Consider the following 25447-nt stretch of genomic DNA (forward strand, 5'->3'; position numbering starts at 1 on the left):
CCCTTGCTTCAACGGCTGCCGCTGCCGTGGTCGACGGGCGAAGCGCCCTGGAAGGCGCGCACTGCATCGATGAGCCGCGTGCGCTCGAATTCGGGGTGCAGCCGGTAGCGCACCAGGTGCTCGCCCACGAAAAGAAGCGTGACCGACAGCGGCGTCAGCACGTTCGCGAGCAGCGACCAGGCCGAGAAAGGCAGCGTCAAATACACCACGATCGACGACACCACCACCAGCGCGAAGTACGCGGTCCAGATGCGCGTGAGCGTGGTCGTGTAGGCCAGCATCTGGCCCTTGAGCGGATGCACGCGCTGGGCGAACTGGGTGATCAGCGGCAGGCCGGGCCCGCGCAGCGAGGCGCCGAACCAGCCGCACAGGAGGCCGTTGATGGCGACATGCTGAAACACATAGAGCCGGTTGGTGTCGCCCGCCTCACCCAGGAACACGAGCGCAAAGCCCCCGATGCCCAGCAGCATGGCCGCGGCAAAACCCCAGCGGCCGAACTTGCTTGCGGCAAAACCCATGGCGGCCAGCCAGAGCGGACCGAGCAGCACCACCACGGCCCACGGCTCGGTGGGGTGGAACAGCATCATCCAGTGAGAGAGGCCGGCATAGGCCACCCCCACCAGCAGCAGGAGCGCCAGTCGCCATCGAGACATGGATCAGGAAGCGCTGCGATGCTGGGCGACGTGGGTCGCGAGCGTGCGCAGCGACTGGAAGATCTGCTGGTTGCGCTCGTCGTCCGAGCGCAGCTGGAAGCCATAGCGCCGGGACACCTCGAGCGCGACTTCGAGGATGTCGATGGAATCGAGGCCCAGGCCTTCGCCGTACAGCGGATCGGTGGGCACGATGTCTTCGGGTGCGACTTCGAGATTGAGCGCGTTCACCAGCAGGACGGCCAACTCTTTTTCAATCGGCGACTGTTCAGGTGAATCGCCGGCGGCGGGAATGGGGGGCTGAGCAGTCGATGACAAAAAAACCTCCTGAAACTTTTTCCGTAACTACCTCGGGGGCCGTGGATTATAGGAGGGCAGCTTGATTAGACTGCCCGCTTCGATACGACCCGGAGCCCTTCATGGCCGACCCCCTTCTGATCGCGCGCCACGACACCATCGAGTGCACCCTGCTGCCCAGCCTGGCCAACCGCCACGGCCTCATCACCGGCGCCACCGGCACCGGCAAGACGGTCACGCTGCAGACCATGGCCGAAAAGCTCTCGGGCATCGGCGTTCCCGTGTTCATGGCCGACGTCAAGGGCGACCTGACCGGCATGAGCCAGAAAGGCAGCATCGGCGAAAAAATGGCGGCCACGCTGAAGGAACGGGGCATCGATCTGCCCGAATCGCAGGCCTGCCCCGTCACCCTGTGGGACGTGTTCGGCGAACAGGGCCACCCGGTGCGCGCCACCGTCTCCGACATGGGGCCCCTGCTGCTGGGCCGCATGCTCGACGTGAACGAAACGCAGGCCGGCGTGCTGAACCTGGTGTTCAAGATCGCCGACGACAACGGCCTGCTGCTGCTCGACCTGAAGGACCTGCGCGCCATGCTGCAGTACGTGGGCGAGAACGCGAGCCAGTTCACCACCGAGTACGGCAACATCAGCGCCGCCAGCGTGGGCGCCATCCAGCGCGGCCTGCTGCAGATCGAGACCCAGGGCGGCGACAAGTTCTTCGGCGAGCCGATGCTCAACATCGCCGACTTCATGCAGACGGTGGGCGGCAAGGGCGTGGTCAACATCCTGGCGGCCGACAAGCTCATGAATTCGCCGCGGCTCTACGCCACCTTTCTGCTCTGGATGCTGTCCGAACTGTTCGAACAGCTGCCCGAGATCGGCGACCCCGAGCAGCCCAAGCTCGCCTTCTTCTTCGACGAGGCCCACCTGCTCTTCAACGAGGCGCCCAAGGCGCTGGTCGAGCGCATCGAGCTCGTGGTGCGGCTGGTGCGCTCCAAGGGCGTGGGGGTTTATTTCGTGACGCAGAACCCGCTGGACATTCCGGATTCGGTGCTGGCCCAGCTGGGCAACCGCGTGCAGCATGCGCTGCGCGCCTTCACCCCGCGCGACCAGAAGGCCGTCAAGGCCACGGCCACCACCATGCGCCAGAAGCCGGGACTGGACATCGAAACCGCGATCACCGAGCTCGCGGTGGGCGAGGCGCTGGTGAGTTTTCTCGATGCCAAGGGCCGCCCGAGCGTGACCGAGCGCGTGTTCGTGGTGCCACCCGGCAGCCAGATCGGCCCCATCACGGCCGCGCAGCGCCAGGCGGTCATTGCCAATTCGCTCGTCGCTGGCGTGTACGAGAAGACCGTGGACCGCGAATCGGCCTACGAAAAACTCAAGGGCCGGGCCGAAACCGCGCCCGATGCACCGCAGCCCAAGACGGCGGGCGCCGGCAAGGGTGCGGCCGAAGCGTCCGAAGGCAGCAGCATGCTGAACGACCTGCTCTTCGGCAGCACGGGCCCGCGCGGCGGCAAGCGCGACGGCCTCGTGCAGACCATGGCCAAGTCGGCGGTGCGGACCATGGGCACCTCGGTCGGCAAGGAAATCCTGCGCGGCGTGCTGGGCGGCATCTTCGGCGCCAAGAAGCGCTGAGCCAGCCGGGCCCCGCTGGCTGGCTACCAGCGCAGCAGGCGCGGCCCGAGCACGGCGCCCACCAGCACCGGCAGCCCGATGCCGCTCACGTACCAGACCGCGAGGAAAGGTGCCGTCAACTCCATGCAGTGCAGCGCATAGACCGCCGCACCCACCCCGCCGGCCAGCGCACCGGCGGCCGCACCGGCCAGCGCAGGCCGCGTGGGCGCCAGCCCCTTCAGGGCCAGCAGCGCCGCCGCAAAGACCGGCAGCGCCATGAGCCCGATGCTGACCGCGCAAACGCGCCACGACTCGCCCATGAGCAAGGGCATGCGCTCTTCGGCCGGCGCGTTGAACCAGGCCAGCGCCGCCATCACCCACACGGCAAGCACCGGCACCGCGATGCCGATCCAGGCGCGCCGCACCGGCACGCCCGGCCGCGCGAGGCGCTGCACCACCACGAAGGCGGCCGCCGCAATGCACAGCGGAAACAGCACCTTGACCCAGAACATCGGCCAGAACATGGCTTGCACCAGGTCGCGGCGCAATCCGTATTCGGTGAACAGGATCGCGAACGACAGCGGCAGCCCGGCGAGCAGCGCAAGGGCCAGGCGGCGCCCTGCGGCGCGGCGCGGCGCGGGCGAGGCGCCGGCCGCCAGCATGGCCACGAGATCGTCGGTCTTCATGGCGCACGGCTCCTGAGCCTGGCGGCAAGCGCCTTGAGTCCGCGGTGGATGCCCACCTTCACGGCCGATTCGGACATGCCGGTGAGGCTTGCCGTCTCGGCCACCGAGAGGCCTTCGAGCTTCACGTGCACGATCGGCAGGCGCTGGCGGTCCGGCAGGGTCTGCAGCAGGCCGCCCAGGTCGCGCCGGGCATCGCTGGCCTCGATGGCCGATTCGGCGAACACCGCCAGGTCGTCGTCCAGCGGGTCATGCAGTGCTTCGCGCGCCGACTTGGCGCGCAGCAGGTCGATCATCTTGTAGCGCGCAATCGCATGCACCCAGGCCGTCAGCGGCTGGTCGCTCTGGTAGGTGTGGCGCTGGTTGTGCATGGCGAGCAGGCATTCCTGGACAAGGTCTTCCACTTCATCGGGCCAGCCGAACAGGCGCTTGCCCAGAAAGGCGCGCAGATGCGCGCTGAGTTTTTGCAGAAATTCGCGATAGGCGGCCGCGTCGCCGTCCAGGCCGCGCAGGAACAGGCTGCGCAGCGCGGCTTCGGCGTCGCTTGTTCGCGAACTGCTGTCCATTGTGTTTCGTGCCATCGGACCGGCTGGTTACAGCCCTTTCGGAAAAAAGATCCCGCCGGATTGTGCCGTGCCCGGCGCAGACGCCGGATGCGTCCTCGGCTAAGCTCCCCCGAACCCATGGAAGGAGCGCCCCATGCAACCTGCCGGTCCATGCCTTCGTGCCCTTGAACAGTCCGCCGCCCGGAGCTGACGCCGATGCTGGCCGGGCTGGTTTCGCACCCCTGGGCCTATCCGGCGCTGGAGACGGCGCACATCGTCGGCATTGCGCTGCTGTTCGGCGGGCTGCTGGTGTTCGAACTGCGCGTGCTCGGCCTGGGCCGGGAGTTGCCGCAAAGGCAGTTGGCGCGCCTGACGCTGCTGCCGGCGCTCGTCGGCTTCGGCCTGTGCGCCGCGACCGGCCTCACGATGTTTTCCACGCAGCCCGGCGAGCTGCTGGCCAATTCCGCCTTCCGCATCAAGCTCTTGCTGATCGGCCTGGCGGGCGCCAACGCGATCTGGTTCCATCTTCGGGGCGGCCTGGCCGCCACCGGCGCGATGTCCAGGGCGCAATGCCTGCTGTCGCTGGGGTTTTGGCTCGCTGTCATCATCTGCGGGCGTTGGATTGCCTACGTCTGAGCAAGGAGACCGAGATGATCGAGAGACGCTTGTTCGTTGCCGGCTCGCTGGGCCTGGCCCTGCCCTCCTGGGCGCACCACGGATGGAGCAGCTTCGACCAGGACCGCCCGCTCTACCTGGAGGGGCGCGCGACCAAGGTCATGTGGCGCAATCCGCATGGCGAGGTGGAGCTTGAACTGCCCGAGAACCCCACCCTGCCGGCCGACCTGAAGCAGCGCCCGCTGCCCAGGCAAAGCGCGAACGTCGATGGCCCCGCGCTGCTGGCCAAGGCGCAGCTGCCGACGCGGCGCGACCGCAAGTGGCTGATCGAACTCGCACCGCTCACGCGGCTGCAGGCCTGGGGGGTCGAGGAGATCAAGCCCGGCACCCCGGTGGCCGCGCTGGGTTTCACCTACACCGGTGAAAAAGGCGATCCGGTGCTGCGCGCCGAATACCTGTTCGTCGGCGGCAAGGCCTACGGCCTGCGCTCCTCGCCGGCCTGATCGGCGCACCGGCCGCGGCGCCATGGCCGCGGCCCCCGGCGGCATTGACGACCCTCGCGCCCTGCTTGCCAGCCGCGCGAGTGATCGGTACATTGCATTTTTTGAGGGCCTCCAATGTCCGCAGATAGCACAGCGACCCCTTCCGAAATTCCCGAGATTTCCGCGATCCCCGCCGTCCCTGCGACTTCAGCGATCTCCGTCTCGCCCCTTCCCCCGCTCCACCCTTCCTCGTCGACCGGCCACATCCGGCTGACCTCCCATGCCGGCGGCTTCGGCGCATTGCCCATCCGCTGGGGCGCGGCCACCGCCGCCGAGCGCGGACCCGTGGTCGGCACCACCACGAAGCGGGCGCACCGCAACGTCATCGGCACGCACAGCGGCTCCTACAGCGTCTATCGCGCATTGGCCGTGGCGGCCGGCGCGCTCAAGCGCGAGCACAAGGCCGACCTGACCAACACCGCGCCCACCGACGTGATCGGCCCGTACCCGCAGTGGAGCGAGCCCGGACGCATCGTCTCGCTCGACCCCTGGGGCGCGCTGGTGGCCGATGTGTTCTCCACGGAACTGGCCGCGGGCTACGACATCCGCCCGACCATCGCGATCACCAAGGCCCACGTGATCCTGCCCGAGGTGATCGAGGCGCTGCAGAGCGGCCGCCTCAAGGCCGACGGCCACTTCCTCACCGCCGGCGGCGCAGCCATGGTGACCAAGGCCGCCATCGAGCCCGTGTGGTACCTGCCCGAGGTGGCGCGGCGCTTCGGCTGCTCCGAAACCGACCTGCGCCGCACGCTGTTCGAGGAAACCGGCGGCATGTACCCCGAGCTCGTCACGCGCTCCGACCTCGAGGTGTTCCTGCCACCCATCGGCGGGCAGACGCTCTACATCTTCGGCAACCCGCGCGACCTCGCCAACCCCGAGGTCGAGCTGACGGCGCGCATCCACGACGAATGCAACGGCTCCGACGTGTTCGGCTCCGACATCTGCACCTGCCGCCCCTACCTCACGCACGCCATCGAGGAATGCATCCAGGGCGCGCAACGCGGCGGCGTGGGCCTCATCGCCTACTCGCGCAAGGAAGGCCGCGCGCTCGGCGAGGTGACCAAGTTCCTGGTCTACAACGCGCGCAAGCGCCAGGTCGGCGGCGACACGGCCGACCAGTATTTCGCGCGCACCGAATGCGTGGCCGGCGTGCAGGACATGCGCTTCCAGGAACTGATGCCCGACGTCTTCCACTGGCTCGGCATCAAGAAGATCCATAGGCTCGTGTCGATGAGCAACATGAAGTTCGACGCCATCACCGGTTCGGGCATCGAGATCGGCGAGCGCGTGAACATTCCGGACGAACTGATTCCGGCCGACGCCCGCGTCGAGATGGACGCCAAGATGGCCGCCGGCTATTTCACGCCCGGCCCGGTGCCGGACGCCGAGGAACTCAAGAAGGCCAAGGGCCGGGGATTGAGCGAATGAGCAACAGCAAGGAAAACAGCAGCAGCGACCACCTGCCCGCCGACGGCTCGGGCAGCCTGCCACCGGGCGGCGCGGGCGACATCGACCCGGCGATCGAGTTCGCGCCCGACACCAGCCATCCCGCGGGCGCCGCCACGGTGCTGCGCACCACCGCCGCCATCCGCGAGCGCGCGGCCGCGCTGCTGGCGCGCGCGCGCCGGGGCGAGTCGCAGTGGTTCCGCATCGCCGGCAGCGACGTGCTCGAAGACGCGGCGCGCACCGTGGCCGAAGTCACGCGCGAGCGCTACCCCTGGGACACCATTCCGTACCACAGCCGCTGGCGCCACTTCGAGGCCGGCGGCGTCGACCGGCTGAAGCAGCTCGATGAACTGCTCGGCAAGGGCGTTGATGCGCGGCAGCGCGCCAGCGCCCACATCGACCTCGTGCTGGTGAGCGTGCTGCTCGATGCCGGCGCCGGGCCCGGCTGGCACTACACCGAGCCCGCCACCGGCGAGCGCTACACGCGTTCCGAGGGCCTGGCCGTCGCGAGCTTCCATGCCTTCACGAGCGGGCTGTTCTCGTCCAACCCCGACCATCCGCTGCAGGTCGATGCCGCCGGCCTGCGCGGACTGGTGACCGACCGGCTCGGCGACGCCTTCCAGGTCAGCGACGTCAATCCGCTGGTGGGCCTGGCCGGCCGCGCGGTGCTGCTGCGCCGGCTCGGCGAGGCGATGAGCGAGCAGCCCGAGACCTTCGGCGACGAGGGCCGGCCCGCCGGCATGTTCGATGCGCTGGTCGCCCCGTTCGGCGCGGCCGCGCCGCCCACGGCCGAGATCACGGCGCACCAGATCCTTTCGCTGCTGCTCGAGACGCTCTCGCGCATCTGGCCCTCGGCCAACGCCATCGACAGCATCGCACTCGACGGCAGCGACACCACGGGCGGCATCGGCTCGAGCGACCCGGCGCTCGCGCTGGGCGACTGCTGGCGCCACGGCGCGGTGCGCGGCCCCGGCCTCACCAACGGCTGGATGCCGTTCCACAAGCTGTCGCAGTGGCTCACCTATTCACTGCTCGAACCCTTCGAGCGGGCCGGCGTGAAGGTGCGCCACCTCGACGCGCTCACCGCTTTGCCCGAATACCGCAACGGCGGCCTGCTGATCGACAGCGGCGTGATCGTGCCGAAGGACCCGGCCTTTCTTTCGCGCACCTGGAAGGCCGGCGACGAGTTCATCGTCGAATGGCGTGCCCTCACCGTGGCGCTGCTCGACGAACTGGCGCCGCGCGTGCGCAAGATCCTCGACCGCACCGACGAAGAGCTGCCGCTGGCCTGCGTGCTCGAGGGCGGCACCTGGGCCGCGGGGCGCGTGCTGGCACAGCGCTTGCGAGACGGATCGCCACCGCTCCTGATCGAAAGCGACGGCACCGTCTTTTAGACTCGCGGGTCCATTCAGCAACGGCAGAAAAACCAAATGAGCAACGTCCACCTCGTCGACCACCCCCTCGTCCAGCACAAGCTCACGCTGATGCGCCGCAAGGACGCCTCCACCAACAGCTTCCGCCGGCTCCTGAACGAAATCAGCATGCTCATGGCCTACGAGGTCACGCGCGACATGCCGATGCAGGACATCGAGGTCGAGACCCCGCTCGAAACCATGCAGGCCAAGGTCATCGACGGCAAGAAGCTGGTGCTGGTGTCGATCCTGCGCGCGGGCACCGGCATCCTGGACGGCATGCTCACGGTGGTGCCGGGCGCGCGCGTCGGCCACATCGGCCTGTACCGCGACCCCAAGACGCTCACGGCCGTCGAGTACTACTTCAAGATGCCCGGCGAGATGGAGAACCGCGACGTGATCGTGGTCGACCCGATGCTGGCCACCGGCAACTCGGCGGTGGCCGCGGTCGAGCGGCTCAAGGAACTCAACCCCAAGTCGATCAAGTTCGTCTGCCTGCTCACCTGCCCCGAAGGCCTCGCGACCATGCAGAAGGCCCACCCCGACGTGCCGGTCTACACCGCGGCGATCGACCGGGAGCTCAACAGCCATGGGTACATCCTGCCGGGCCTCGGCGACGCGGGCGACAGGATTTTCGGCACTAAGTGAGGCCCCCGGCGGCCGACACGCTGTCCCTCGGGCAGCGACAAGAAGATTTCCATACCTCGAGGAGAAGCACCGTGACAGCACGCCGTCAGTTGATCATTCGTTCCGCCGCCATGGCCGCAGCAGCGCTTGCGGCCGGCACGCCCGGCTTCGCGCTCGCGCAGGCCAAGCTCAAGGTGGCGGCGGTGTACACCGTGCCCTTCGAGCAGCAATGGGTCGGCCGTATCCACAAGGCGCTCAAGGCGGCCGAGGCGCGCGGCGAGATCGAATACAAGGCCACCGAGAACGTCAGCAACGCCGACTACGAGCGTGTGATGCGCGAGTACGCCACCGGCGGCAACCAGCTGATCCTCGGCGAGGTCTTCGGCGTGGAAGCGGCGGCGCGCAAGGTCGCGAAGGACTTTCCCAAGGTCGCCTTCCTCATGGGCTCCTCGCTCAAGCCGCAGGCGCCCAACTTCAGCGTGTTCGACAACTACATCCAGGAGCCGGCCTACCTGAGCGGCATGGTGGCCGGCGGCATGACCAAGACCAACCGCATCGGCATGGTCGGCGGCTTTCCGATTCCTGAAGTGAACCGGCTCATGAACGCCTTCATGGCGGGCGCGAAGGAAACCAACCCGAAGGTCGAATTCAGCGTGAGCTTCATCAACAGCTGGTTCGATCCGCCCAAGGCCAAGGAAGCGGCCTTCGCGATGATCGACAAGGGCGCCGACGTGATGTACGCCGAGCGCTTCGGCGTCTCGGACGCGGCCAAGGAAAAAGGCAAGCTCGCCATCGGCAACGTGATCGACACGCAGGCGCAGTACCCCGACACGGTGGTGGCTTCGGCGCTGTGGAACTTCGAGCCCTCGGCCGACCGCGCGATCAAGCTCGTGAAGGAAGGCAAGTTCACCGCCGAGGACTACGGCCCCTACTCGATGATGAAGCACAAGGGCTCCGAACTCGCGCCGCTGGGCACCTTCGAGAAGAAGGTGCCGGCGGACATCGTCGCCAAGGTCAAGGCCAAGCAGGCCGACATTCTCTCGGGCAAGGTCACCATCAAGGTCGACGACTCGCAGCCCAAGTCGACCGCGAAGTGAAGGGCCCGATGACGATGCGCTGGCGCTCTCTTCTCGCGGCCGGCGTGCTGGCCTTCGGCCTCGCGGGCTGTGCCGGTGTCTACAAGAGCCCGGGCGCCGCCGACGGCAGCGTGCGGCTGGACGACACGCCGCGCATCGCGGTGGTCTCGGCCTTCCAGCCCGAGCTCACGCTGCTGCTGAACCGGCTCCAGCAGCCGGCCAAGCACAGCGTCAACGGCGTCGAGTTCACCACCGGCACGCTCGAAGGCAAGCCGGTGGTGCTGTTTCTCTCCGGCATCAGCATGACCAACGCGACGATGAACACGCAGCTGGTGCTCGACCGCTTTCGCGTCACCCACATCGTGTTCAGCGGCATCGCGGGCGGCGTGAATCCGCAGCTGCACGTGGGCGACGTCACGGTGCCCGCGCAATGGGGCCAGTACCTCGAAGTGCTGATGGCGCGCGAAACCGCGCCGGGCAAGTTCACCGCGCCGCCCTTCATCACCGATGCCACGCTGCCCAACTTCGGCATGATGCATCCGCGCCCGGTGGAAGTGCGCTCCGCGGCACATCCGCAGATCGTGCGCAAGTTCTGGTTCGAGGCGGACCCGAAGATGCTCGAGGTGGCGCGCAGCATCCGCAATGTCGACCTGGCGAACTGCAGCGCCGGCAAGTGCCTGGCGCGCAAGCCCCATCTGGTCGTCGGCGGCAACGGCGTCTCGGGCCAGGCCTTCATGGACAACAAGGCCCTGCGCGAATACACCTTCAAGACCTTCCAGGCCAACGTGCTCGACATGGAAACGGCGGCCGTGGGCATGGTGGCCTACAGCAACGGCGTGCCCTACATCGCCTTCCGCTCCCTCAGCGACCTGGCGGGCGGCGGCGAAGGCGAGAACGAGATGGGCACCTTCATGGGCATTGCGGCCGACAACTCGGCCAAGGTGATGCTGGCGTTCCTGGCTGCATGGAAATGATCCTGCCTTTTCTCCCTCCCCTTCCGGGGGCGGGTTGGGGTGGGGGCACGCGGCCTTCGATCGATCACCATGGCGCTGCGGGCGCTGCCCGCCCCCATCCCGGCCTTCCCCCGGAAGGGGAAGGAGCAAGACCTTCATGAACAGCACGACCGTCCTGCGCCTCCAGCGCATCACCAAGCGCTTCGGCACCCTCGTCGCGAACGACGCCATCTCCCTCGACCTGCACGCGGGCGAAGTGCTCGCGCTGCTGGGCGAGAACGGCGCGGGCAAGTCGACGCTCATGTCCATCCTGTTCGGCCACTACGTCGCGGACGAAGGCGGCATCGAAGTCTTCGGCGCGCCGCTGCCGCCGGGCAATCCCAAGGCGGCGCTGGCCGCGGGCGTGGGCATGGTGCACCAGCACTTCACGCTGGCCGACAACCTCAGCGTGCTCGACAACGTGATGATGGGCACCGAACCGCTCTGGCGCCCGGTCTCGCGCCGGGCGGCCGCACGCGCGAAGCTGCTCGAGGTGGCACGGCGCTTCGGCCTGCCGGTGCAGCCCGACGCGAAGATCGGCAGCCTCTCGGTCGGCGAACGGCAGCGCGTCGAGATCCTGAAGGCGCTGTACCGCGGCGCGCGCATCCTGATCCTCGACGAGCCGACCGCCGTGCTCACGCCGCAGGAAAGCGAAGCGCTGTTCGCCACGCTCGCGCAGATGGTGGCGCAGGGCCTGTCGGTGATCTTCATCAGCCACAAGCTGGGCGAGGTGCTGCGCGTGTCGCAGCGCATCGCGGTGCTGCGCGGCGGCAAGCTGGTGGCCGAGGCGCGCACCGCCGAAACCACGCAGGCGCAGCTCGCGCTGTGGATGGTCGGGCATGCCGTGGAGGCGCCGCAGCGCCGGCCCGCCAGGTCGGTGGGCGACGCGGTCTGCGTGCTCGACCATGTGAGCACCGCGTCGGACAAGGACCAGGCGCAGAACCGGCTGCGCGAGGTGTCGCTCACGCTGCGCGCCGGCGAAATCACCGCCATCGCGGGCGTCTCGGGCAACGGCCAGGTGGCGCTGGCCGAACTGCTGTGCGGCACGCGCCGCGCCACCTCGGGCACGGCCCTGCTGATGGGCCGCGCGCTGCCGCCCTCGCCCGCACGGCTGGTGCAGCGCGGCGTCGCGCGCATTCCCGAGGACCGGCACGCGGTCGGCGTGGTCGGCGACCTGCCGGTGTGGGAGAACGCGGTGTCGGAACGGCTGCGCAGCCCCGTCTTCTCGCGCTGGTCGTGGTTCGTGCGGCGTGCGGCCGCGCGGCTGCATGCAGGGCGCATCGAAAAGGCGTTCGACGTGCGCGGCGCGGGGCTGATGGCGCCGGCCCGTTCGCTTTCGGGCGGCAACATGCAGAAGCTGATCCTCGGGCGCGCGCTGCTGGCGCCCGAGCAGGACGAAGAAGACCCGGACAACAGGAAATACCCGACGCGTGCGCCGCGCCTGATCGTTGCGCACCAGCCGACCTGGGGCCTGGACATCGGCGCCGTCGCCTATGTGCAGCAGCAACTCATTGCCGCGCGCGATGCGGGTGCGGCGGTGCTGGTGATTTCCGACGACCTCGACGAGGTGCTCGCGCTCGGCGATCGCGTGGCCGTGATGCACGGCGGCCACCTCGGCGAAGCGCGCCCGGCCGCGGCTTGGACGCGCGAAGCCATCGGGCTGGCGATGGCCGGCGCGGCGGCGCAGCAGCAGCAGCAGCAGCGCGCAGGGACTACGCCATGATGCGGCTCGAACGGCGCCACCAAAGCTCGCGCGCCGCGCTGGTGCTGGCACCCATCGGCGCAGTGGCCTTCACCATGGTGGTGAGCGCGCTGCTCGTGCTCTGGGCCGGTGCGCCGGTCGGCCGCACCTACGCATTGCTGCTGCAGGGCGGCTTCGGCTCGGTGTTCGCGTGGAGCGAAACGCTGACGCGCGCCATTCCACTGATCCTCACCGGCTTGGCCGCGACCGTCGCCTTCAAGGCGCGGCTTTTCAACATCGGCGCCGAGGGTCAGCTGTTCGCGGGTGCCCTCGCCGCCGTGGCCGTGGGCGGCATGCATGGCGGCACGGGTTTCGAGCTGCCGCCCTGGCTGCTGTTCCCGCTGATGATGCTGGCCGCCGCCGCGGCGGGCGCCCTGCTGCTGCTCGGCCCGGCGCTCATGAAGAACAGGCTCGGCGTCGACGAGGTGGTGACCACGCTGCTGATCAACTTCATCGTGCTGCTCGGCGTGTCGGCGCTGCTCGACGGGCCGATGAAGGACCCGAGCGCCATGGGCTGGCCGCAGAGCGTGTCGCTGCAGGCCGAGCTCGAACTCGGCAAGCTCGTTGCGCAGACCCGCGTGCACACCGGACTCGTCTGGGCCGTGTCGCTCGCGGTGATGGTGTGGGCGATCTTCAAGTACACGGTGCTGGGCTTCGACATCCGCGCGGTGGGCGCCAATGCGCGCGCCGCCGCCTTCGCCGGCGTGCCGGTCACGCGCACGGTGGTGACGGTGGCGCTGCTCTCGGGTGCGCTGGCGGGCCTTGCGGGTGCCATCGAAGTGGCGGGACGCACCAGCTATGTCACGCTCGACATGTCGCCGGGCTACGGCTACACGGGCATCGTGATCGCGATGCTCGCGGGGCTGCATCCGCTGGGCGTGATCGCCGCGGGCGTGTTCGTGGCCGGCGTGCTGGTCGGCGCCGACACCATGAGCCGCGCCGTGGGCGTGCCGACCTACATCGCCGACGTGATCGTCGCGGCCTCGCTTGTCGCGGTGCTGGTGGCGACGCTGCTCACGCAATACCGGGTGCGGATGAAATGACCGAGTTGGCGCCTGCGCATTTGCTCCTTCCCCCGCCGGGGGAAGGCTGGGATGGGGGCATCGGCGCCCACATCGAGCGCCGCGTGCCCCCACCCCCACCCTCCCCCGGAAGGGGAGGGAGAAACACCAGATGACAGACCTGCTCGACATCCTGACCAATCCGGCGTTCTGGGTCGCGGTGCTGCGCATCGCCACGCCGCTGATCCTCGGCACGCTGGGCGTGCTGCTGTGCGAGCGCGCGGGCGTGCTCAACCTCGGCATCGAGGGAATCATGGTCGCGGGCGCCTTCACCGGCTGGCTCGCGGTGTATGCGGGCGCGCCGCTCTGGGCCGGAGTGGGCGTCGCCGCGCTCACGGGCATGGTGTTCGGGCTGCTGCATGCCTTTCTCACGGTGGGCCTGGCGCTGTCGCAGCACGTCTCGGGGCTGGGCATCACGCTGCTGGCCACGGCGCTCAGCTACTTCGGCTACCGCGTGAGCTTTCCGAAGGTGAACACGCCGCCGACCATCGCGCCCTTCGCGCCGATGGAGTGGCTGCCGGTGCCCATCCTCAATGCGCAGACCGCGCTCACGCTGTTCGCGCTGCTGCTGGTGCCGGCGATCGCCTGGGTGCTGTACCGCACGCCGCTCGGGCTCGCCGTGCGCATGGTGGGCGAGAACCCGCAGGCCGCCGAGAGCCAGGGCGTGTCGGTCGCGGCCACGCGCACCGGCGCCATTGTGGCGGGCTCGGCGCTGATGGGCGTGGCCGGCGCCTTCCTCACGCTCTCGGCCTTCAACGCCTTCTTCTTCAACATGGTGAACGGCCGCGGCTGGATCTGCGTGGCGCTGGTGGTGTTCGCCTCTTGGCGGCCGGGCAAGGCCCTGCTCGGCGCGCTGCTGTTCGCGTTCTTCGATGCGCTGCAGCTGCGGCTGCAACAATCGGGCGATGCCGTGCTGCCCTACCACATCTACCTGATGCTGCCGTACCTGCTCTCGATCCTCGCGCTGGTGCTGGTGGCGCGCAAGGCCAGCTATCCGCAGGCGCTGATGAAGCCCTATCGCAAGGGGGAGCGTTGATCATGGCGAAGACAGGCGCTGCAACCTTGCTCGCGGCCGCGCTGTCGCTGTGCGCCGCCGGCGCGCACGCGCTGGGCAGCGACCACGGCTACGACGGCTTCAAGACACCCGATGCGGTCAGCTGGGTTCAGCTGTGCGGCGCCTGGGGCAAGGACCACCAGGGCACGTACCGGGTGATCCATGCCAGCCAGGACGCGCAGTCCTTTCTCTACGTGCAGTGGATGGCGCGCGATGCCAACGGCCGCCTGAACGCCGCACACACCGCAGCCATCTCCGAACTGGACAACGACCACGCGGAAATCGCCCTGACCGACCTCGGCTGCCGCGCCACGCCGCGCGGCATCGTGGTGACGGCGCGCGCCGCCTCCGGCCACGACGACAAGCTGCGCCGCGTGACCATCGAGGCGGGGCCGGCGCCGGGGCAGTACCGGTATCGGGCGCAGCGCACGCGCTGAACGAATTTCCTTCACGACCACCCGCGCAGCACCGCCCGCGCAAACGAAAATCCCCGCACCCGCTTCCGGAGACCCTCACGATGCTCGACCTCCTCGTCATCAACGCCACCCTCCCCGACGGCCGCTCGGGCATGTCGATTGCCGTGCAGGGCGGCCGCATTGCCGAAGTCACCGCCGGGCTCGACGCGCCGGCGCTCGACAAGCTCGATGCCCAGGGCCTGCTGGTTGCGCCGCATTTCGTCGATCCGCACTTCCACATGGACGCCACGCTGAGCTATGGCCTTCCGCGCATCAACCAGAGCGGCACCTTGCTCGAAGGCATTGCGCTGTGGGGCGAACTCAAGCCGCTGCTCACGGCCGACGCACTCATCGAGCGTGCGCTGGCGTATTGCGACTGGGCGGTGGCCAAGGGCCTGCTGGCCGTGCGCTCGCATGTGGACACGAGCGACCCGAGCCTGCTCGCGGTCGATGCGCTGCTCGAGGTCAAGCGCAAGGTCGCGCCGTACCTCGACCTGCAGCTCGTGGCCTTTCCGCAGGATGGCGTGCTGCGCTCGGCAGGCGGCGTCGACAACCTGAAGCGCGCGCTCGACAAGGGCGTGGACGTGGTCGGCGGCATTCCGCATTTCGAGCGCACCATGGCCGATGGCGCCGCCAGCGTGAAGCTGCTGATGGAGCTGGCGGCCGAGCGCGGCAAGCTGGTCGACATGCACTGCGACGAGTCGGACGATCCGCTCTCGCGCCACATCGAAACCCTGTCGGCCGAGACCTGGCGCCTCGGCATGCAGGGCCGCGTGACCGGCTCGCACTGCACCTCGATGCATTCGATGGACAACTACTACGCGAGCAAGCTGCTGCCGCTGATCGCGCAGAGCGGCGTCAGCGTGGTTTCCAACCCGCTCATCAACATCACGCTGCAGGGCCGCCACGACAGCTATCCCAAGCGCCGCGGCATGACGCGCGTGCCCGAGCTGATGGCCGCCGGCGTGAACGTCGCCTTCGGCCACGACTGCGTGATGGACCCGTGGTACGGCATGGGATCGGGCGACATGCTCGAAGTAGCGCACATGGGCCTGCACGTGGCGCAGATGACCAGCCAGGCCGGCATCCGCCAGTGCTTCGACGCGGTGACCACGAACGCCGCGCGCGTGATGCACCTCGAAGGCTACGGCCTCGAGGCGGGCTGCGACGCGAGCTTCGTGCTGCTGCAGGCGCGCGACCCGGTCGAAGCGATCCGGCTGCGCGCGACGCGGCTCAAGGTGTTCCGCAAGGGGCGCCTGCTGGCGGAAACGCCGGCCGCGACGGCCGCGCTGCACCTGCCGGGGCGCGCGCAGTCCACCAGCTGGATGAGCCGCAAGTCCTAGCGCCTCAGGCTTCGGGCGCGATGGCCTCGGCGTACTCGTAGAGTGCGCCCAGGATCTCTTCGCCCCGCTCGTCCGCGGTTTCGGACAGCGCATCGACTTCGCTGAACAGCATCTCGATGGTGCGCGCCCCGCCCTCGCCCTTGAAGAGCCGCGCGGCGCGCAGCGCCTCCCAGCGTTCGGCCTCTTCCGAGCTGAGCAGCTCGGGCCAGTTGCGCGCGCGGTAGCGAAAGAGGATTTCCTCGAGCCGCCCGTCGTCGAAACCGGTGCGATCCTTGGCGAGCTCCTCGGGCGACAGCGCGCGCAGCTGGTTCAGGCGGCGCCGGTCGCCGTTGCCGACGAAGCCGCCGTAGAGGTCTTCATCGACATCGGGCACCGCCTCCTTGGGCCGCGCGTACACCTGCGACCAGATGGCGCTCATGTCGGGCAGGTCGCGCGCGATGGCCGCGTGGCGCAGCGCCGCGTCAAGGTCGACGTTCCAGCGCTCGGCCATGGCGGGCGCCAGCGTGCGCAGGTTGCCGACCACCATCGGCGACTTGTTGAGGTGGATGCCCTTGACCGGCAGGCGGACCACGCCTTCGGGCAGGTCGGCGGTGCGCGTGAACAGGCGCAGGCGCAGGGTCTCGACGTCGAGGTCGCGCAGCTCGCTGGGGTCGTGGGCCAGGTCCCAGGCGATCAGTTCGTTCTTGTTGGTCGGATGGCTCGCGAGCGGCCACATCACGCCGAGGCAGCCGCGCTCGACCGGGAACATGCCCGACACGTGCAGGAAAGGCCGCGCCGTCTCGCGCATGGCCGGCAGGCCGAGCTCGCTGGCGACGCGGTCCTTCTTGTGCAGGCCGAAGGCGAATTCGAAGAGCTTGGGCTGGCGCTCGCGAATGAGCCGCGCCAGCGCGATGGTGGCGCGCACGTCGGACAGCGCATCGTGCGCGGACTCGTGCAGCAGGCCGTTGGCGCGCGCCAGGTCCTCGAGCTTGAAGCTGGGCTTGCCGTCTTCCTTCTTCGGCCACTCGATGCCGTCGGGCCGCAGCGCGTAGGTCAGGCGCACCACGTCCAGCAGGTCCCAGCGGCCGCAGTCGTTCTGCCATTCGCGGGCGTACGGGTCGATCAGGTTGCGCCAGAACAGGAAGCGCGTGACCTCGTCGTCGAAGCGGATGGTGTTGTAGCCCACGCCGATGGTGCCGGGCTGCGAGAAGGCCTTCTCGATCTGCGCGGCGAAGGCGTGCTCGGGAATGCCGCGCTCCAGGCAGAGCTGCGGCGTGATGCCGGTGATCAGGCAGGCCTCGGGGCTGGGCAGGTAGTCGGGCGCCGGCTTGCAATAGATCATCAGCGGCTCGCCGATCTCGTTGAGCTCGGCGTCGGTGCGGATGGCGGCGAACTGCGATGGCCGGTCGCGGCGCGGCACGGCGCCGAAGGTTTCGTAGTCGTGCCAGAGAAAGGTGTGGTTCATTCAGAGCAAGGGGGAAAACAATCGTGCAAGCGCGTCGCCGAGGCGGCGCCAGAAACTCTGCGGCCGGTGGGCGCGCACTGCGCCGGAGCTGTGCAGGTCGGTCTCGAACTGCGCGGCCAGGGGGCGTGCCAGCTCGGGGCCGTAGACCACCGCGCTCACTTCGAAATTGAGCCTGAAGCTGCGGTTGTCGAAATTCGCGGTACCGATCATCGCGCAATGGTCGTCGACCACCAAGGTCTTGGAATGCAGCATGCGCGCCTTGTATTCCCAGACCTTGACTCCCGACGCAATCAGCTCGTCGAAGTAGGAGCGCGCGGCCGCGCTCACAATGGCCGAATCGCTGCGCCGCGGCACCAGCAGGCGCACATCCACGCCGCGCAGCGCCGCGCTGGTGAGCGCCATCATGGCGGGCTCGCCGGGCACGAAGTACGGCGTGGTGAGCCAGGCCCGCTCGCTCGCCGAATGGATCGCCTCCACGTGCATGCGGTGGATGGGTTCCAGCATGTTGTCGGGGCCGCTGGTCACGATCTGCACGGGAATGTCGCCGGCCTCGACCTGCGGCAGCATGGCGCCCATCAGGTGGTCGATGTCGCGCAGGTCTTCGCCGGTGGCATAGGTCCAGTCCTCCAGGAAGGTGGTCTGCAGCCAGCGCACCGCGCTGCCCTCGATGCGCAGGTGGACGTCATGGTAGGCGTCGGGCCGGGTGCGTTTGTCTTCCTCGTCGGTGATGTTGACGCCGCCGGTAAAGCCCACGCGGCCGTCGCACACCACGATCTTGCGGTGGGTGCGGTAGTTGGTCACCGGGCGCAGGCGGCGGCCGATGCGCGTGTCGTGGAAGAGCGCAACCTGCACGCCCGCGGCATGCAGCGGCGCCATGAACTTGCGGCCGATGCGCTTGGAACCCAGTGCGTCGAGCAGCAGGCGCACGGACACGCCCTGGCCGGCGCGCTCCACCAGCAGGTCGCGCAGCGCGGTGCCGATCCTGTCGGGCTCGAAGATGTAGTACTCGAGGTGAACGTGGTCGCGCGCCGCGCGCACCGCGTCGAAGATGGCGTCGAAGGTGCGCGCGCCGCCCGAGAGCAGCGCCACGCCCGTCGCGCTGGAAACCGGCAGCCCGCAGGCCGCGGTGCCCAGCCGCGCCATCTGCTGCAGCGCCGGCGGCGCGTTCTGCGCCGCGTCGCGCAGCCGCGCCAGGTCGGCCTGCGTGTGCGCGCTGGCCCGGCTGCGCAGGCGCTTGACGCGCTGCTTGCGCAGGCGCTGCGGCCCGAGGAAGTAATAGATGACGAAGCCCGCGAACGGCAGCAGCGCGAGCGACAGGATCCAGCTCATGGTGGACACCGGCGCACGCTTCTGCATCACGATCCAGACCGACAGCACGGCGATATAGCCGCTCCAGGCCAGAGAGAGGCCGGTTTTCCATTCCTGACTGAGCTCGGGGAGGATCAAAGTAAGACTGCGTACGAATAGATTCCGGCCAAAAAAAAAGCCGGCAGCGAATGCTACCGGCCTTTTGGGTACTGCCAGGGACAGCGCGGAACCGGCCTTGCCGGTCCGCCTTATCCGGCAGCGGCTTCTTCGGCTTCCGGCTTGGACTTGCCTTCCTTCTTCGGCAGCGGCTGGATGTCCAGCTGCACTTCGCCCTTGTCGTCGATGTCGACCGACAGGCGGCCGCCATCGATCAGGCGTCCGAACAGCAGCTCGTCGGCCAGTGCACGGCGGATCGTGTCCTGGATCAGGCGCTGCATCGGGCGGGCGCCCATCAGCGGATCGAAGCCCTTCTTCGCCAGGTGCTTGCGCAGCCCGTCGCTGAACGTGACGTCGACCTTCTTCTCGGCCAGCTGCGTTTCCAGCTGCAGCAGGAACTTGTCGACCACGCGCAGGATGATCTGCTCGTCCAGCGCCTTGAAGCTCACGATCGCGTCCAGGCGGTTGCGGAACTCCGGCGTGAACAGGCGCTTGATGTCGGTCATCTCGTCGCCCGCCTGGCGCGGGTTGGTGAAGCCGATGGTCGCCTTGTTCATGGTCTCGGCACCCGCGTTGGTGGTCATCACGATGATCACGTTGCGGAAGTCGGCCTTGCGTCCGTTGTTGTCCGTCAGGGTGCCGTGGTCCATGACCTGCAGCAGCACGTTGAAGATGTCCGGATGCGCCTTCTCGATTTCGTCGAGCAGCAGCACCGCGTGCGGCTTCTTCGTGATGGCTTCGGTCAGGAGGCCGCCCTGGTCGAACCCGACGTAGCCCGGAGGCGCGCCGATCAGCCGGCTCACCGCATGGCGCTCCATGTATTCGGACATGTCGAAGCGGATGAGCTCGATGCCCATGATGTAGGCCAGCTGCTTGGCCGCCTCGGTCTTGCCGACGCCGGTGGGGCCGCTGAACAGGAACGAGCCGATCGGCTTGTCCTCGCGGCCGAGGCCCGAACGCGCCATCTTGACGGCGGAGGCCAGCACCTCGAGCGCCTTGTCCTGGCCGAACACCACGCTCTTGAGGTCGCGCTCGATGGTCTGCAGCTTGCCGCGGTCGTCGTTGCTGACGTTGGCCGGGGGAATGCGCGCGATCTTCGCGACGATGTCCTCGACCTCGGTCTTGCTGATGGTCTTCTTGCGCTTGTTGGCCGGCAGGATGCGCTGGGCAGCGCCGGCCTCGTCGATCACGTCGATGGCCTTGTCGGGCAGGTGGCGGTCGTTGATGTACTTGGCGCTCAGCTCGGCCGCAGCCTGCAGGGCCGCCACCGCGTACTTGACGCCATGGTGCTCTTCGAAGCGCGACTTCAGGCCCTTCAGGATGTCGACGGTTTCCTGCACCGTCGGCTCGACCACGTCGACCTTCTGGAAACGGCGCGACAGGGCCGCGTCCTTCTCGAAGATGCCGCGGTATTCGCTGAAGGTGGTGGCGCCGATGCACTTGAGCTGGCCGCTCGAGAGCGCCGGCTTCAGCAGGTTCGACGCGTCGAGCGTGCCGCCCGAGGCTGCGCCCGCACCGATCAGCGTGTGGATCTCGTCGATGAACAGGATCGCGTTCGGCTTGTCCTTGAGCGACTTGAGCACGCCCTTCAGGCGCTGCTCGAAATCGCCGCGGTACTTGGTGCCGGCCAAGAGCGCGCCCATGTCGAGCGAGTAGACCTGCGCCTCGGCGAGGATCTCGGGCACGTCGGTCTGCGTGATGCGCCAGGCCAGGCCCTCGGCGATCGCGGTCTTGCCCACGCCGGCCTCACCCACCAGAAGCGGGTTGTTCTTGCGCCGGCGGCACAGGATCTGGATGACGCGCTCGACCTCGTATTCGCGGCCGATCAGCGGATCGATCTTGCCGTCCTTGGCAAGCTGGTTGAGGTTCTGCGTGAACTGCTCGAGCGGCGAAGCCTTCTCGTTCTTTTCGGCGCCGCCCTCTTCGCCCTCGCCCGAAGGCGATTCGCTGCTGCCCTTGACGGCCTCGGGCGGATCGCTCTTCTTGATGCCGTGGGCAATGAAGTTCACCACGTCCAGGCGGGTCACGCCCTGCTGGTGGAGGTAGTACACCGCGTGCGAGTCCTTCTCGCCGAAGATCGCGACCAGCACGTTGGCGCCGGTGACTTCCTTCTTGCCGTTGCCGGTGGACTGCACGTGCATGATGGCGCGCTGGATCACGCGCTGGAACCCCAGCGTCGGCTGGGTGTCTACATCGTCGGTCCCCGCCACCTGGGGCGTGTTGTCCTTGATGAAGTTGGTGAGCGACGCCCGCAGGTCGTCGACGTTGGCCGAGCAGGCGCGCAGGACCTCTGCGGCGCTCGGGTTGTCCAGCAAAGCGAGCAACAGATGCTCCACGGTGATGAACTCGTGGCGCTGCTGCCTGGCCTCGACGAAGGCCATGTGCAAGCTGACTTCCAGTTCCTGGGCAATCATGTGATTTCCTTTTGCCTTGCTGTAAATAAATTCTCAGATGGGTTTGAGCGCGCGCAATTCAACTGGTTCACGCAATGGGTTCGCTGACGCATTGCAGCGGATGCCCGGCCTGGTGCGCGGCCTCCATCACCTGATTGACCTTGGTGGCCGCCAGGTCGCGGGAATAGACCCCACAAACGCCGCGGCCATCGAGGTGGATCTTGAGCATGATCTGGGTCGCGGTTTCGCGATCCTTGTTGAAATATTCCTGCAGCACGACGATCACGAACTCCATGGGCGTGTAGTCGTCGTTCAGCATGACGACCTGGTACATCTGGGGCGGCGCGGTTTTTTGCGGCCGCCGCTCCAGAACGACCGAATCTCCGTCGTCCCCGGCCGGTTTCTGGGCCGGCGGAGTGCTGGGAGTCTTGGGAATTCTCGTTGCCATAAAAAAGATTCTATAGAGCGTGCAAGCACCGTGCCGGCGCAAGAAGACTTGGTGGCGCGTATTCGACAAATCAAGGGGCTTGCGTCGTGCACGACACCACAGAGGATGCAAAAAAATCTGCCTTCCGCCTGCGCCGCAGCATAAATATTACGCGGCACCCGGCCGGAAAAAAATGGGTATTTGGCGCAAGGTGTGCCATTTCTCAACCTGGCCCGCCGTGCCGTGCCGGATGAAGAAAAGCCCTCGAGACCGGGCGGTCTCGAGGGCTTGGGCCGCGCGGCGCCGGAGCGCCGCTGCTCGCGCAATTACATGTGGTCGATCATGACCTGGCCGAAGCCCGAGCAGCTCACCTGCGTGGCGCCGTCCATCAGGCGGGCGAAGTCATAGGTGACCTTCTTGCTGGCAATCGACTTTTCCATCGAGCTGATGATCAGGTCGGCCGCTTCGGTCCAGCCCATGTGGCGCAGCATCATCTCGGCCGAGAGGATTTCGGAACCGGGGTTCACGTAGTCCTTGCCGGCGTACTTGGGAGCCGTGCCGTGGGTGGCTTCGAACATGGCGACGGTGTCGCTCAGGTTCGCGCCCGGGGCAATGCCGATGCCGCCCACCTGGGCTGCCAGCGCGTCGGACACGTAGTCGCCGTTCAGGTTGAGCGTGGCGATCACGCTGTATTCGGCGGGGCGCAGGAGGATCTGCTGCAGGAATGCGTCGGCGATGCTGTCCTTGACGGTGATTTCCTTGCCCGTCTTGGGATTCTTGAACTTCATCCAGGGGCCGCCGTCGATCAGCTCGGCGCCGAACTCCTTGGCCGCCAGGGCATAGGCCCAGTCGCGGAAGCCACCTTCGGTGAACTTCATGATGTTGCCCTTGTGCACGATCGTGACGCTGGGCTTGTCATTGTCCACCGCGTACTGCAGCGCCTTGCGCACGAGGCGCTCGGTGCCTTCCTTCGACACGGGCTTGACGCCGATGCCCGAGGTGTTGGGGAAGCGGATCTTCTTGACGCCCAGTTCGTCCTGCAGGAACTTGATGAGCTTCTTGGCCTTGTCGCTTTCGGCTTCGAACTCGATGCCGGCATAGATGTCTTCCGAGTTCTCGCGGAAGATGACCATGTTGGTCTTGTGCGGCTCGCGCACCGGGCTGGGCACGCCCTCGAAATACTGGATGGGGCGCAGGCAGACGTAGAGGTCGAGTTCCTGGCGCAGCGCAACGTTCAGCGAGCGGATGCCGCCGCCGACGGGCGTGGTGAGCGGACCCTTGATGGACACCACGTAGTCGCGCACGGCGTGCAGCGTTTCCTCGGGCAGCCAGACGTCGGGGCCGTAGACCTTGGTCGACTTTTCGCCGGCATAGACTTCCATCCAGTGGATCTTCTTCTTGCCGCCGTAGGCCTTGGCCACTGCAGCATCCACCACCTTGAGCATCACCGGAGTGATGTCCAGACCCGTGCCGTCGCCTTCGATGAAGGGAATGATCGGCTGATCAGGCACATTGAGCGAGTTGTCGGCGTTGACCGTGATCTTCTGGCCTTCGGCCGGGACTTTGATGTGCTGGTAGCTGGACATGAGGGGGAATGACTCCGGGAGTGACGTAATTCGGACGACTGTCTGCGAATTCAGACAGCGATGGGGAATCGCTGTACAGCCCGCGAACAAATCGCTGTACATTTTAGACGCAACCCATCAGCTGGCGTTTGTCAACCTAAGAGACAATGGTCTCGTTAGTGGCTGACCTTCTGCTCGCCGGGAGGCGTTTCCAACCAATTCTCGATAGAGGAATCATCAATGAGCAAAATTCTCGCAGTCATGATCGCTGGCCTGTTCGCCGCTGGCGCCTACGCCCAGAACCCCACCGGCACCACGCCCGAGCAAGGGAACGCCACCAACAGCAAGCCGCAAGCCCGCGCCGAAGCGAAGAAGGAAGCCAAGCCCGCAGGCCAAGTGGCTGCTCCCACTGGCGACATCGCCAAGACGCCCGAAGGCGGCACGTTCGGCGCCGACAAGGCTGGCGTTGCCGGCGAAAAGCGCGCCAAGACCCGCGACGACCGCCGCCGCAACAAGGATGGCAGCGTGAAGCGCAAGTCGACCCAGGGCGGCACGCCCCAGTAAGTCGGCCCAGGCCGTACGAAAGAGCGCTCCACGGAGCGCTTTTTTTCGCTTGCGGCAACGAAACTGCTGTCAACCGGCATGAGCGGCTGCCGCGTTGAATGTTCACCTTCCGAAGGGAGGTGGTCCATATCAACGAATTTCAAAGGATGTCTCATGAACAAGCTGCTCGCAGCCCTCGTCGCCGGTCTCTTCGCAGCCGGCGCTTTTGCGCAAACTCCGCCCGCACCCGCCCCCGCACCGGCTGCACCTGCCGCCGTTCACAAGGCAAAGCCGATGAAGCACGCCGTCAAGAAGCACAAGGTTCGCCACGTGGCCAAGGCGCACGCAGCTGCAGCCAAGAAGGTGTAAGCTTCCACGCTCACCGGCAAATGCCCGCATCAGCGGGCATTTTTATTGGCCTCGCGCCCTTGAACCCGCCCTCGAAGGAAGCCTTCCGATGCTCCAGCGTTTTGCCGCCCTGCTCCTGCTTGCCGCTGCCCTGATGGGATCCGCGCAGGCCCAGCAGCAGCCCCAGACCGATCTGCAACGCACGCAGTTGTCCGTTGGCCTGTACAAGATCGATGCGCAGGTCGCGCAGACGCCCCGCCAGCGGGAAATCGGCCTGATGTTCCGCAAGGAGATGCCGCAGGCCGAAGGCATGATCTTCGTTTTCGACCAGCCGGCCACCCAGTGCTTCTGGATGCGCAACACGCTGCTGCCGCTGACCGCCGCCTTCGTGGCGGACGATGGCCGCATCGTCAACCTGGCCGACATGCAGCCCATGACCGAGAACTCCCACTGCTCCGAGGAGCCGGTGCGCTTCGTGCTCGAGATGAACCAAGGCTGGTTCGCCAAGAAGAACATCAAGAAGGGCGCCAAGCTCGGCGGCGAGCTGTTCGCCGCTTCGAAGCGCTGAGCGCCCGCCTGACGCCAGCCCACGAAAAAGCCGACCCGAGGGTCGGCTTTCTCATTGGGAGAACCCGGCTCTTCAGCCGAAGTTCTTGGCCGCGAAGTCCCAGTTCACCAGCTTGGCCAGGAAGGTCTCGACGAACTTGGGGCGCAGGTTGCGGTAGTCGATGTAGTAGGCGTGCTCCCAGACGTCCACCGTCAGCACCGGGGTGTCGCCGGTGGTCAGCGGCGTGCCCGCGGCACCCATGTTCACGATGTCCACCGAGCCGTCGGCCTTCTTCACCAGCCAGGTCCAGCCCGAGCCGAAGTTGCCCACGGCCGACTTCACGAAGGCTTCCTTGAAGGCGTCGTAGTTGCCCCACTTGGCATCGATGGCCTTGGCCAGCGCGCCCGTGGGGGCACCGCCGCCCTGGGGCTTCATGCAGCTCCAGAAGAAGGTGTGGTTCCAGATCTGGGCGGCGTTGTTGTAGATGCCGCCGCTGGACTTCTTGACGATGTCCTCGAGAGGCATCGACTCGAACTCGGTGCCCTTTTGCAGGTTGTTGAG

General features: G+C 67.4%; 26 protein-coding genes. 16 read left to right on the top strand and 10 right to left on the bottom strand.

What is annotated here, in order from left to right:
• Window positions 1–8: 8 nt before the first annotated feature.
• Both AC1DSC_RS25240 and AC1DSC_RS25245 read right to left on the bottom strand, forming a co-directional pair.
• Window positions 9–653 carry a COG4648 family protein gene (locus AC1DSC_RS25240; protein WP_012747777.1) on the bottom strand — a complete coding sequence of 215 codons (645 nt, stop codon included), beginning with the start codon at window positions 651–653 and terminating at the stop codon, window positions 9–11.
• A 3-nt stretch (window positions 654–656) separates the two neighbouring features.
• Window positions 657–968 carry a phosphopantetheine-binding protein gene (locus AC1DSC_RS25245; RefSeq protein WP_012747776.1) on the bottom strand — a complete coding sequence of 104 codons (312 nt, stop codon included), beginning with the start codon at window positions 966–968 and terminating at the stop codon, window positions 657–659.
• A 101-nt stretch (window positions 969–1069) separates the two neighbouring features.
• Between AC1DSC_RS25245 and AC1DSC_RS25250 the strand changes: the two genes are divergently transcribed.
• The gene (locus AC1DSC_RS25250; protein WP_012747775.1) at window positions 1070–2584 is read left to right on the top strand and encodes a helicase HerA-like domain-containing protein; all 1515 of its coding nucleotides are present in this window, start codon (window positions 1070–1072) and stop codon (window positions 2582–2584) included.
• Window positions 2585–2607: 23 nt separating this feature from the next.
• On the opposite strand, the gene AC1DSC_RS25255 is transcribed toward AC1DSC_RS25250, so the two are convergent.
• Entirely contained in the window at window positions 2608–3249 is a 642-nt protein-coding gene (locus AC1DSC_RS25255) for an NrsF family protein (protein ID WP_012747774.1), read from the bottom strand.
• Entirely contained in the window at window positions 3246–3827 is a 582-nt protein-coding gene (locus tag AC1DSC_RS25260) for a sigma-70 family RNA polymerase sigma factor (RefSeq protein WP_230537828.1), read from the bottom strand. The genes AC1DSC_RS25255 and AC1DSC_RS25260 overlap by 4 nt, the downstream gene beginning before the upstream one ends.
• Before the next feature lie 180 nt (window positions 3828–4007).
• Here AC1DSC_RS25260 and AC1DSC_RS25265 point away from each other — a divergent pair, with 180 nt between their 5' ends.
• The 12 genes from AC1DSC_RS25265 (at window position 4008) to AC1DSC_RS25320 (ending at window position 16155) form a co-directional block, all read left to right on the top strand.
• Window positions 4008–4427 (top strand): hypothetical protein, encoded by a 420-nt coding sequence (locus AC1DSC_RS25265; RefSeq protein WP_012747772.1) that lies wholly within the window; start codon window positions 4008–4010, stop codon window positions 4425–4427.
• A gap of 14 nt (window positions 4428–4441) precedes the next feature.
• Window positions 4442–4909, top strand: coding sequence for a DUF6152 family protein (locus AC1DSC_RS25270; RefSeq protein WP_012747771.1), 468 nt, complete (start codon window positions 4442–4444; stop codon window positions 4907–4909).
• Window positions 4910–5023: 114 nt separating this feature from the next.
• Window positions 5024–6376, top strand: coding sequence for a GTP cyclohydrolase II (locus tag AC1DSC_RS25275; protein WP_012747770.1), 1353 nt, complete (start codon window positions 5024–5026; stop codon window positions 6374–6376).
• The gene (locus AC1DSC_RS25280; protein ID WP_012747769.1) at window positions 6373–7788 is read left to right on the top strand and encodes a URC4/urg3 family protein; all 1416 of its coding nucleotides are present in this window, start codon (window positions 6373–6375) and stop codon (window positions 7786–7788) included. The genes AC1DSC_RS25275 and AC1DSC_RS25280 overlap by 4 nt, the downstream gene beginning before the upstream one ends.
• A 36-nt stretch (window positions 7789–7824) precedes the next feature.
• Entirely contained in the window at window positions 7825–8454 is a 630-nt protein-coding gene (gene upp, locus AC1DSC_RS25285; RefSeq protein ID WP_012747768.1) for a uracil phosphoribosyltransferase, read from the top strand.
• 71 nt (window positions 8455–8525) lie between these two features.
• The gene (locus AC1DSC_RS25290; protein WP_012747767.1) at window positions 8526–9530 is read left to right on the top strand and encodes a BMP family protein; all 1005 of its coding nucleotides are present in this window, start codon (window positions 8526–8528) and stop codon (window positions 9528–9530) included.
• A gap of 8 nt (window positions 9531–9538) precedes the next feature.
• Entirely contained in the window at window positions 9539–10483 is a 945-nt protein-coding gene (locus AC1DSC_RS25295) for a 5'-methylthioadenosine/S-adenosylhomocysteine nucleosidase (RefSeq protein WP_012747766.1), read from the top strand.
• A 136-nt stretch (window positions 10484–10619) separates the two neighbouring features.
• The gene (locus tag AC1DSC_RS25300) at window positions 10620–12224 is read left to right on the top strand and encodes an ABC transporter ATP-binding protein (RefSeq protein WP_012747765.1); all 1605 of its coding nucleotides are present in this window, start codon (window positions 10620–10622) and stop codon (window positions 12222–12224) included.
• A complete protein-coding gene (locus AC1DSC_RS25305; protein ID WP_196230445.1) occupies window positions 12224–13285 on the top strand; it encodes an ABC transporter permease in 1062 nt (353 codons plus the stop codon). The genes AC1DSC_RS25300 and AC1DSC_RS25305 overlap by 1 nt, the downstream gene beginning before the upstream one ends.
• A gap of 130 nt (window positions 13286–13415) precedes the next feature.
• Window positions 13416–14339: an ABC transporter permease gene (locus tag AC1DSC_RS25310; protein WP_012747763.1), complete on the top strand. Its 924-nt coding sequence runs from the start codon at window positions 13416–13418 to the stop codon at window positions 14337–14339.
• Between the two features lie 2 nt (window positions 14340–14341).
• Window positions 14342–14794 (top strand): hypothetical protein, encoded by a 453-nt coding sequence (locus tag AC1DSC_RS25315; RefSeq protein ID WP_012747762.1) that lies wholly within the window; start codon window positions 14342–14344, stop codon window positions 14792–14794.
• A gap of 80 nt (window positions 14795–14874) precedes the next feature.
• Window positions 14875–16155, top strand: coding sequence for an amidohydrolase family protein (locus AC1DSC_RS25320; protein ID WP_012747761.1), 1281 nt, complete (start codon window positions 14875–14877; stop codon window positions 16153–16155).
• A gap of 4 nt (window positions 16156–16159) precedes the next feature.
• Here AC1DSC_RS25320 and sbcB read toward each other — a convergent pair whose 3' ends face one another.
• The 5 genes from sbcB to icd form a co-directional block, all read right to left on the bottom strand.
• Complete coding sequence (sbcB, locus tag AC1DSC_RS25325; protein WP_012747760.1) at window positions 16160–17599, bottom strand: exodeoxyribonuclease I; 1440 nt, start codon at window positions 17597–17599, stop codon at window positions 16160–16162.
• Window positions 17600–19045 carry a cardiolipin synthase gene (cls, locus tag AC1DSC_RS25330; protein WP_012747759.1) on the bottom strand — a complete coding sequence of 482 codons (1446 nt, stop codon included), beginning with the start codon at window positions 19043–19045 and terminating at the stop codon, window positions 17600–17602. It abuts the gene before it with no gap.
• Between the two features lie 110 nt (window positions 19046–19155).
• Complete coding sequence (gene clpA, locus AC1DSC_RS25335) at window positions 19156–21477, bottom strand: ATP-dependent Clp protease ATP-binding subunit ClpA (RefSeq protein ID WP_012747758.1); 2322 nt, start codon at window positions 21475–21477, stop codon at window positions 19156–19158.
• 67 nt (window positions 21478–21544) lie between these two features.
• Window positions 21545–21904: an ATP-dependent Clp protease adapter ClpS gene (clpS, locus tag AC1DSC_RS25340; protein ID WP_012747757.1), complete on the bottom strand. Its 360-nt coding sequence runs from the start codon at window positions 21902–21904 to the stop codon at window positions 21545–21547.
• Window positions 21905–22209: 305 nt separating this feature from the next.
• A complete protein-coding gene (icd, locus tag AC1DSC_RS25345; RefSeq protein ID WP_012747756.1) occupies window positions 22210–23469 on the bottom strand; it encodes an NADP-dependent isocitrate dehydrogenase in 1260 nt (419 codons plus the stop codon).
• A 219-nt stretch (window positions 23470–23688) separates the two neighbouring features.
• On the opposite strand from icd, the gene AC1DSC_RS25350 reads away from it, so the two are divergent.
• From AC1DSC_RS25350 to AC1DSC_RS25360, 3 genes are all read left to right on the top strand, one after another.
• Window positions 23689–24012: a hypothetical protein gene (locus AC1DSC_RS25350; protein ID WP_012747755.1), complete on the top strand. Its 324-nt coding sequence runs from the start codon at window positions 23689–23691 to the stop codon at window positions 24010–24012.
• Window positions 24013–24165: 153 nt separating this feature from the next.
• Complete coding sequence (locus tag AC1DSC_RS25355) at window positions 24166–24360, top strand: hypothetical protein (RefSeq protein WP_012747754.1); 195 nt, start codon at window positions 24166–24168, stop codon at window positions 24358–24360.
• A gap of 88 nt (window positions 24361–24448) precedes the next feature.
• Window positions 24449–24907 carry a DUF192 domain-containing protein gene (locus AC1DSC_RS25360; protein WP_012747753.1) on the top strand — a complete coding sequence of 153 codons (459 nt, stop codon included), beginning with the start codon at window positions 24449–24451 and terminating at the stop codon, window positions 24905–24907.
• Window positions 24908–24979: 72 nt separating this feature from the next.
• Here the strand turns inward: AC1DSC_RS25360 and AC1DSC_RS25365 are convergent.
• Window positions 24980–25447: superoxide dismutase (locus AC1DSC_RS25365; RefSeq protein ID WP_478131777.1), on the bottom strand; the 468-nt coding region annotated here is incomplete at its 5' end.

It is taken from the genome of Variovorax sp. 01N425 (genome assembly GCF_056399465.1).

Bases quoted from the DNA above. Each gene is read 5' to 3' on its own strand.
- AC1DSC_RS25240 (WP_012747777.1), bottom strand. From the start codon at position 653: ATGTCTCGATGGCGACTGGCGCTCCTGCTGCTGGTGGGGGTGGCCTAT.
- AC1DSC_RS25250 (WP_012747775.1), top strand. From the start codon at position 1,070: ATGGCCGACCCCCTTCTGATCGCGCGCCACGACACCATCGAGTGCACC.
- AC1DSC_RS25255 (WP_012747774.1), bottom strand. From the start codon at position 3,249: ATGAAGACCGACGATCTCGTGGCCATGCTGGCGGCCGGCGCCTCGCCC.
- AC1DSC_RS25260 (WP_230537828.1), bottom strand. From the start codon at position 3,827: ATGGCACGAAACACAATGGACAGCAGTTCGCGAACAAGCGACGCCGAA.
- AC1DSC_RS25265 (WP_012747772.1), top strand. From the start codon at position 4,008: ATGCTGGCCGGGCTGGTTTCGCACCCCTGGGCCTATCCGGCGCTGGAG.
- AC1DSC_RS25270 (WP_012747771.1), top strand. From the start codon at position 4,442: ATGATCGAGAGACGCTTGTTCGTTGCCGGCTCGCTGGGCCTGGCCCTG.
- AC1DSC_RS25275 (WP_012747770.1), top strand. From the start codon at position 5,024: ATGTCCGCAGATAGCACAGCGACCCCTTCCGAAATTCCCGAGATTTCC.
- AC1DSC_RS25280 (WP_012747769.1), top strand. From the start codon at position 6,373: ATGAGCAACAGCAAGGAAAACAGCAGCAGCGACCACCTGCCCGCCGAC.
- upp (WP_012747768.1), top strand. From the start codon at position 7,825: ATGAGCAACGTCCACCTCGTCGACCACCCCCTCGTCCAGCACAAGCTC.
- AC1DSC_RS25295 (WP_012747766.1), top strand. From the start codon at position 9,539: ATGACGATGCGCTGGCGCTCTCTTCTCGCGGCCGGCGTGCTGGCCTTC.
- AC1DSC_RS25300 (WP_012747765.1), top strand. From the start codon at position 10,620: ATGAACAGCACGACCGTCCTGCGCCTCCAGCGCATCACCAAGCGCTTC.
- AC1DSC_RS25305 (WP_196230445.1), top strand. From the start codon at position 12,224: ATGCGGCTCGAACGGCGCCACCAAAGCTCGCGCGCCGCGCTGGTGCTG.
- AC1DSC_RS25310 (WP_012747763.1), top strand. From the start codon at position 13,416: ATGACAGACCTGCTCGACATCCTGACCAATCCGGCGTTCTGGGTCGCG.
- AC1DSC_RS25315 (WP_012747762.1), top strand. From the start codon at position 14,342: ATGGCGAAGACAGGCGCTGCAACCTTGCTCGCGGCCGCGCTGTCGCTG.
- AC1DSC_RS25320 (WP_012747761.1), top strand. From the start codon at position 14,875: ATGCTCGACCTCCTCGTCATCAACGCCACCCTCCCCGACGGCCGCTCG.
- sbcB (WP_012747760.1), bottom strand. From the start codon at position 17,599: ATGAACCACACCTTTCTCTGGCACGACTACGAAACCTTCGGCGCCGTG.
- clpA (WP_012747758.1), bottom strand. From the start codon at position 21,477: ATGATTGCCCAGGAACTGGAAGTCAGCTTGCACATGGCCTTCGTCGAG.
- clpS (WP_012747757.1), bottom strand. From the start codon at position 21,904: ATGGCAACGAGAATTCCCAAGACTCCCAGCACTCCGCCGGCCCAGAAA.
- icd (WP_012747756.1), bottom strand. From the start codon at position 23,469: ATGTCCAGCTACCAGCACATCAAAGTCCCGGCCGAAGGCCAGAAGATC.
- AC1DSC_RS25350 (WP_012747755.1), top strand. From the start codon at position 23,689: ATGAGCAAAATTCTCGCAGTCATGATCGCTGGCCTGTTCGCCGCTGGC.
- AC1DSC_RS25355 (WP_012747754.1), top strand. From the start codon at position 24,166: ATGAACAAGCTGCTCGCAGCCCTCGTCGCCGGTCTCTTCGCAGCCGGC.
- AC1DSC_RS25360 (WP_012747753.1), top strand. From the start codon at position 24,449: ATGCTCCAGCGTTTTGCCGCCCTGCTCCTGCTTGCCGCTGCCCTGATG.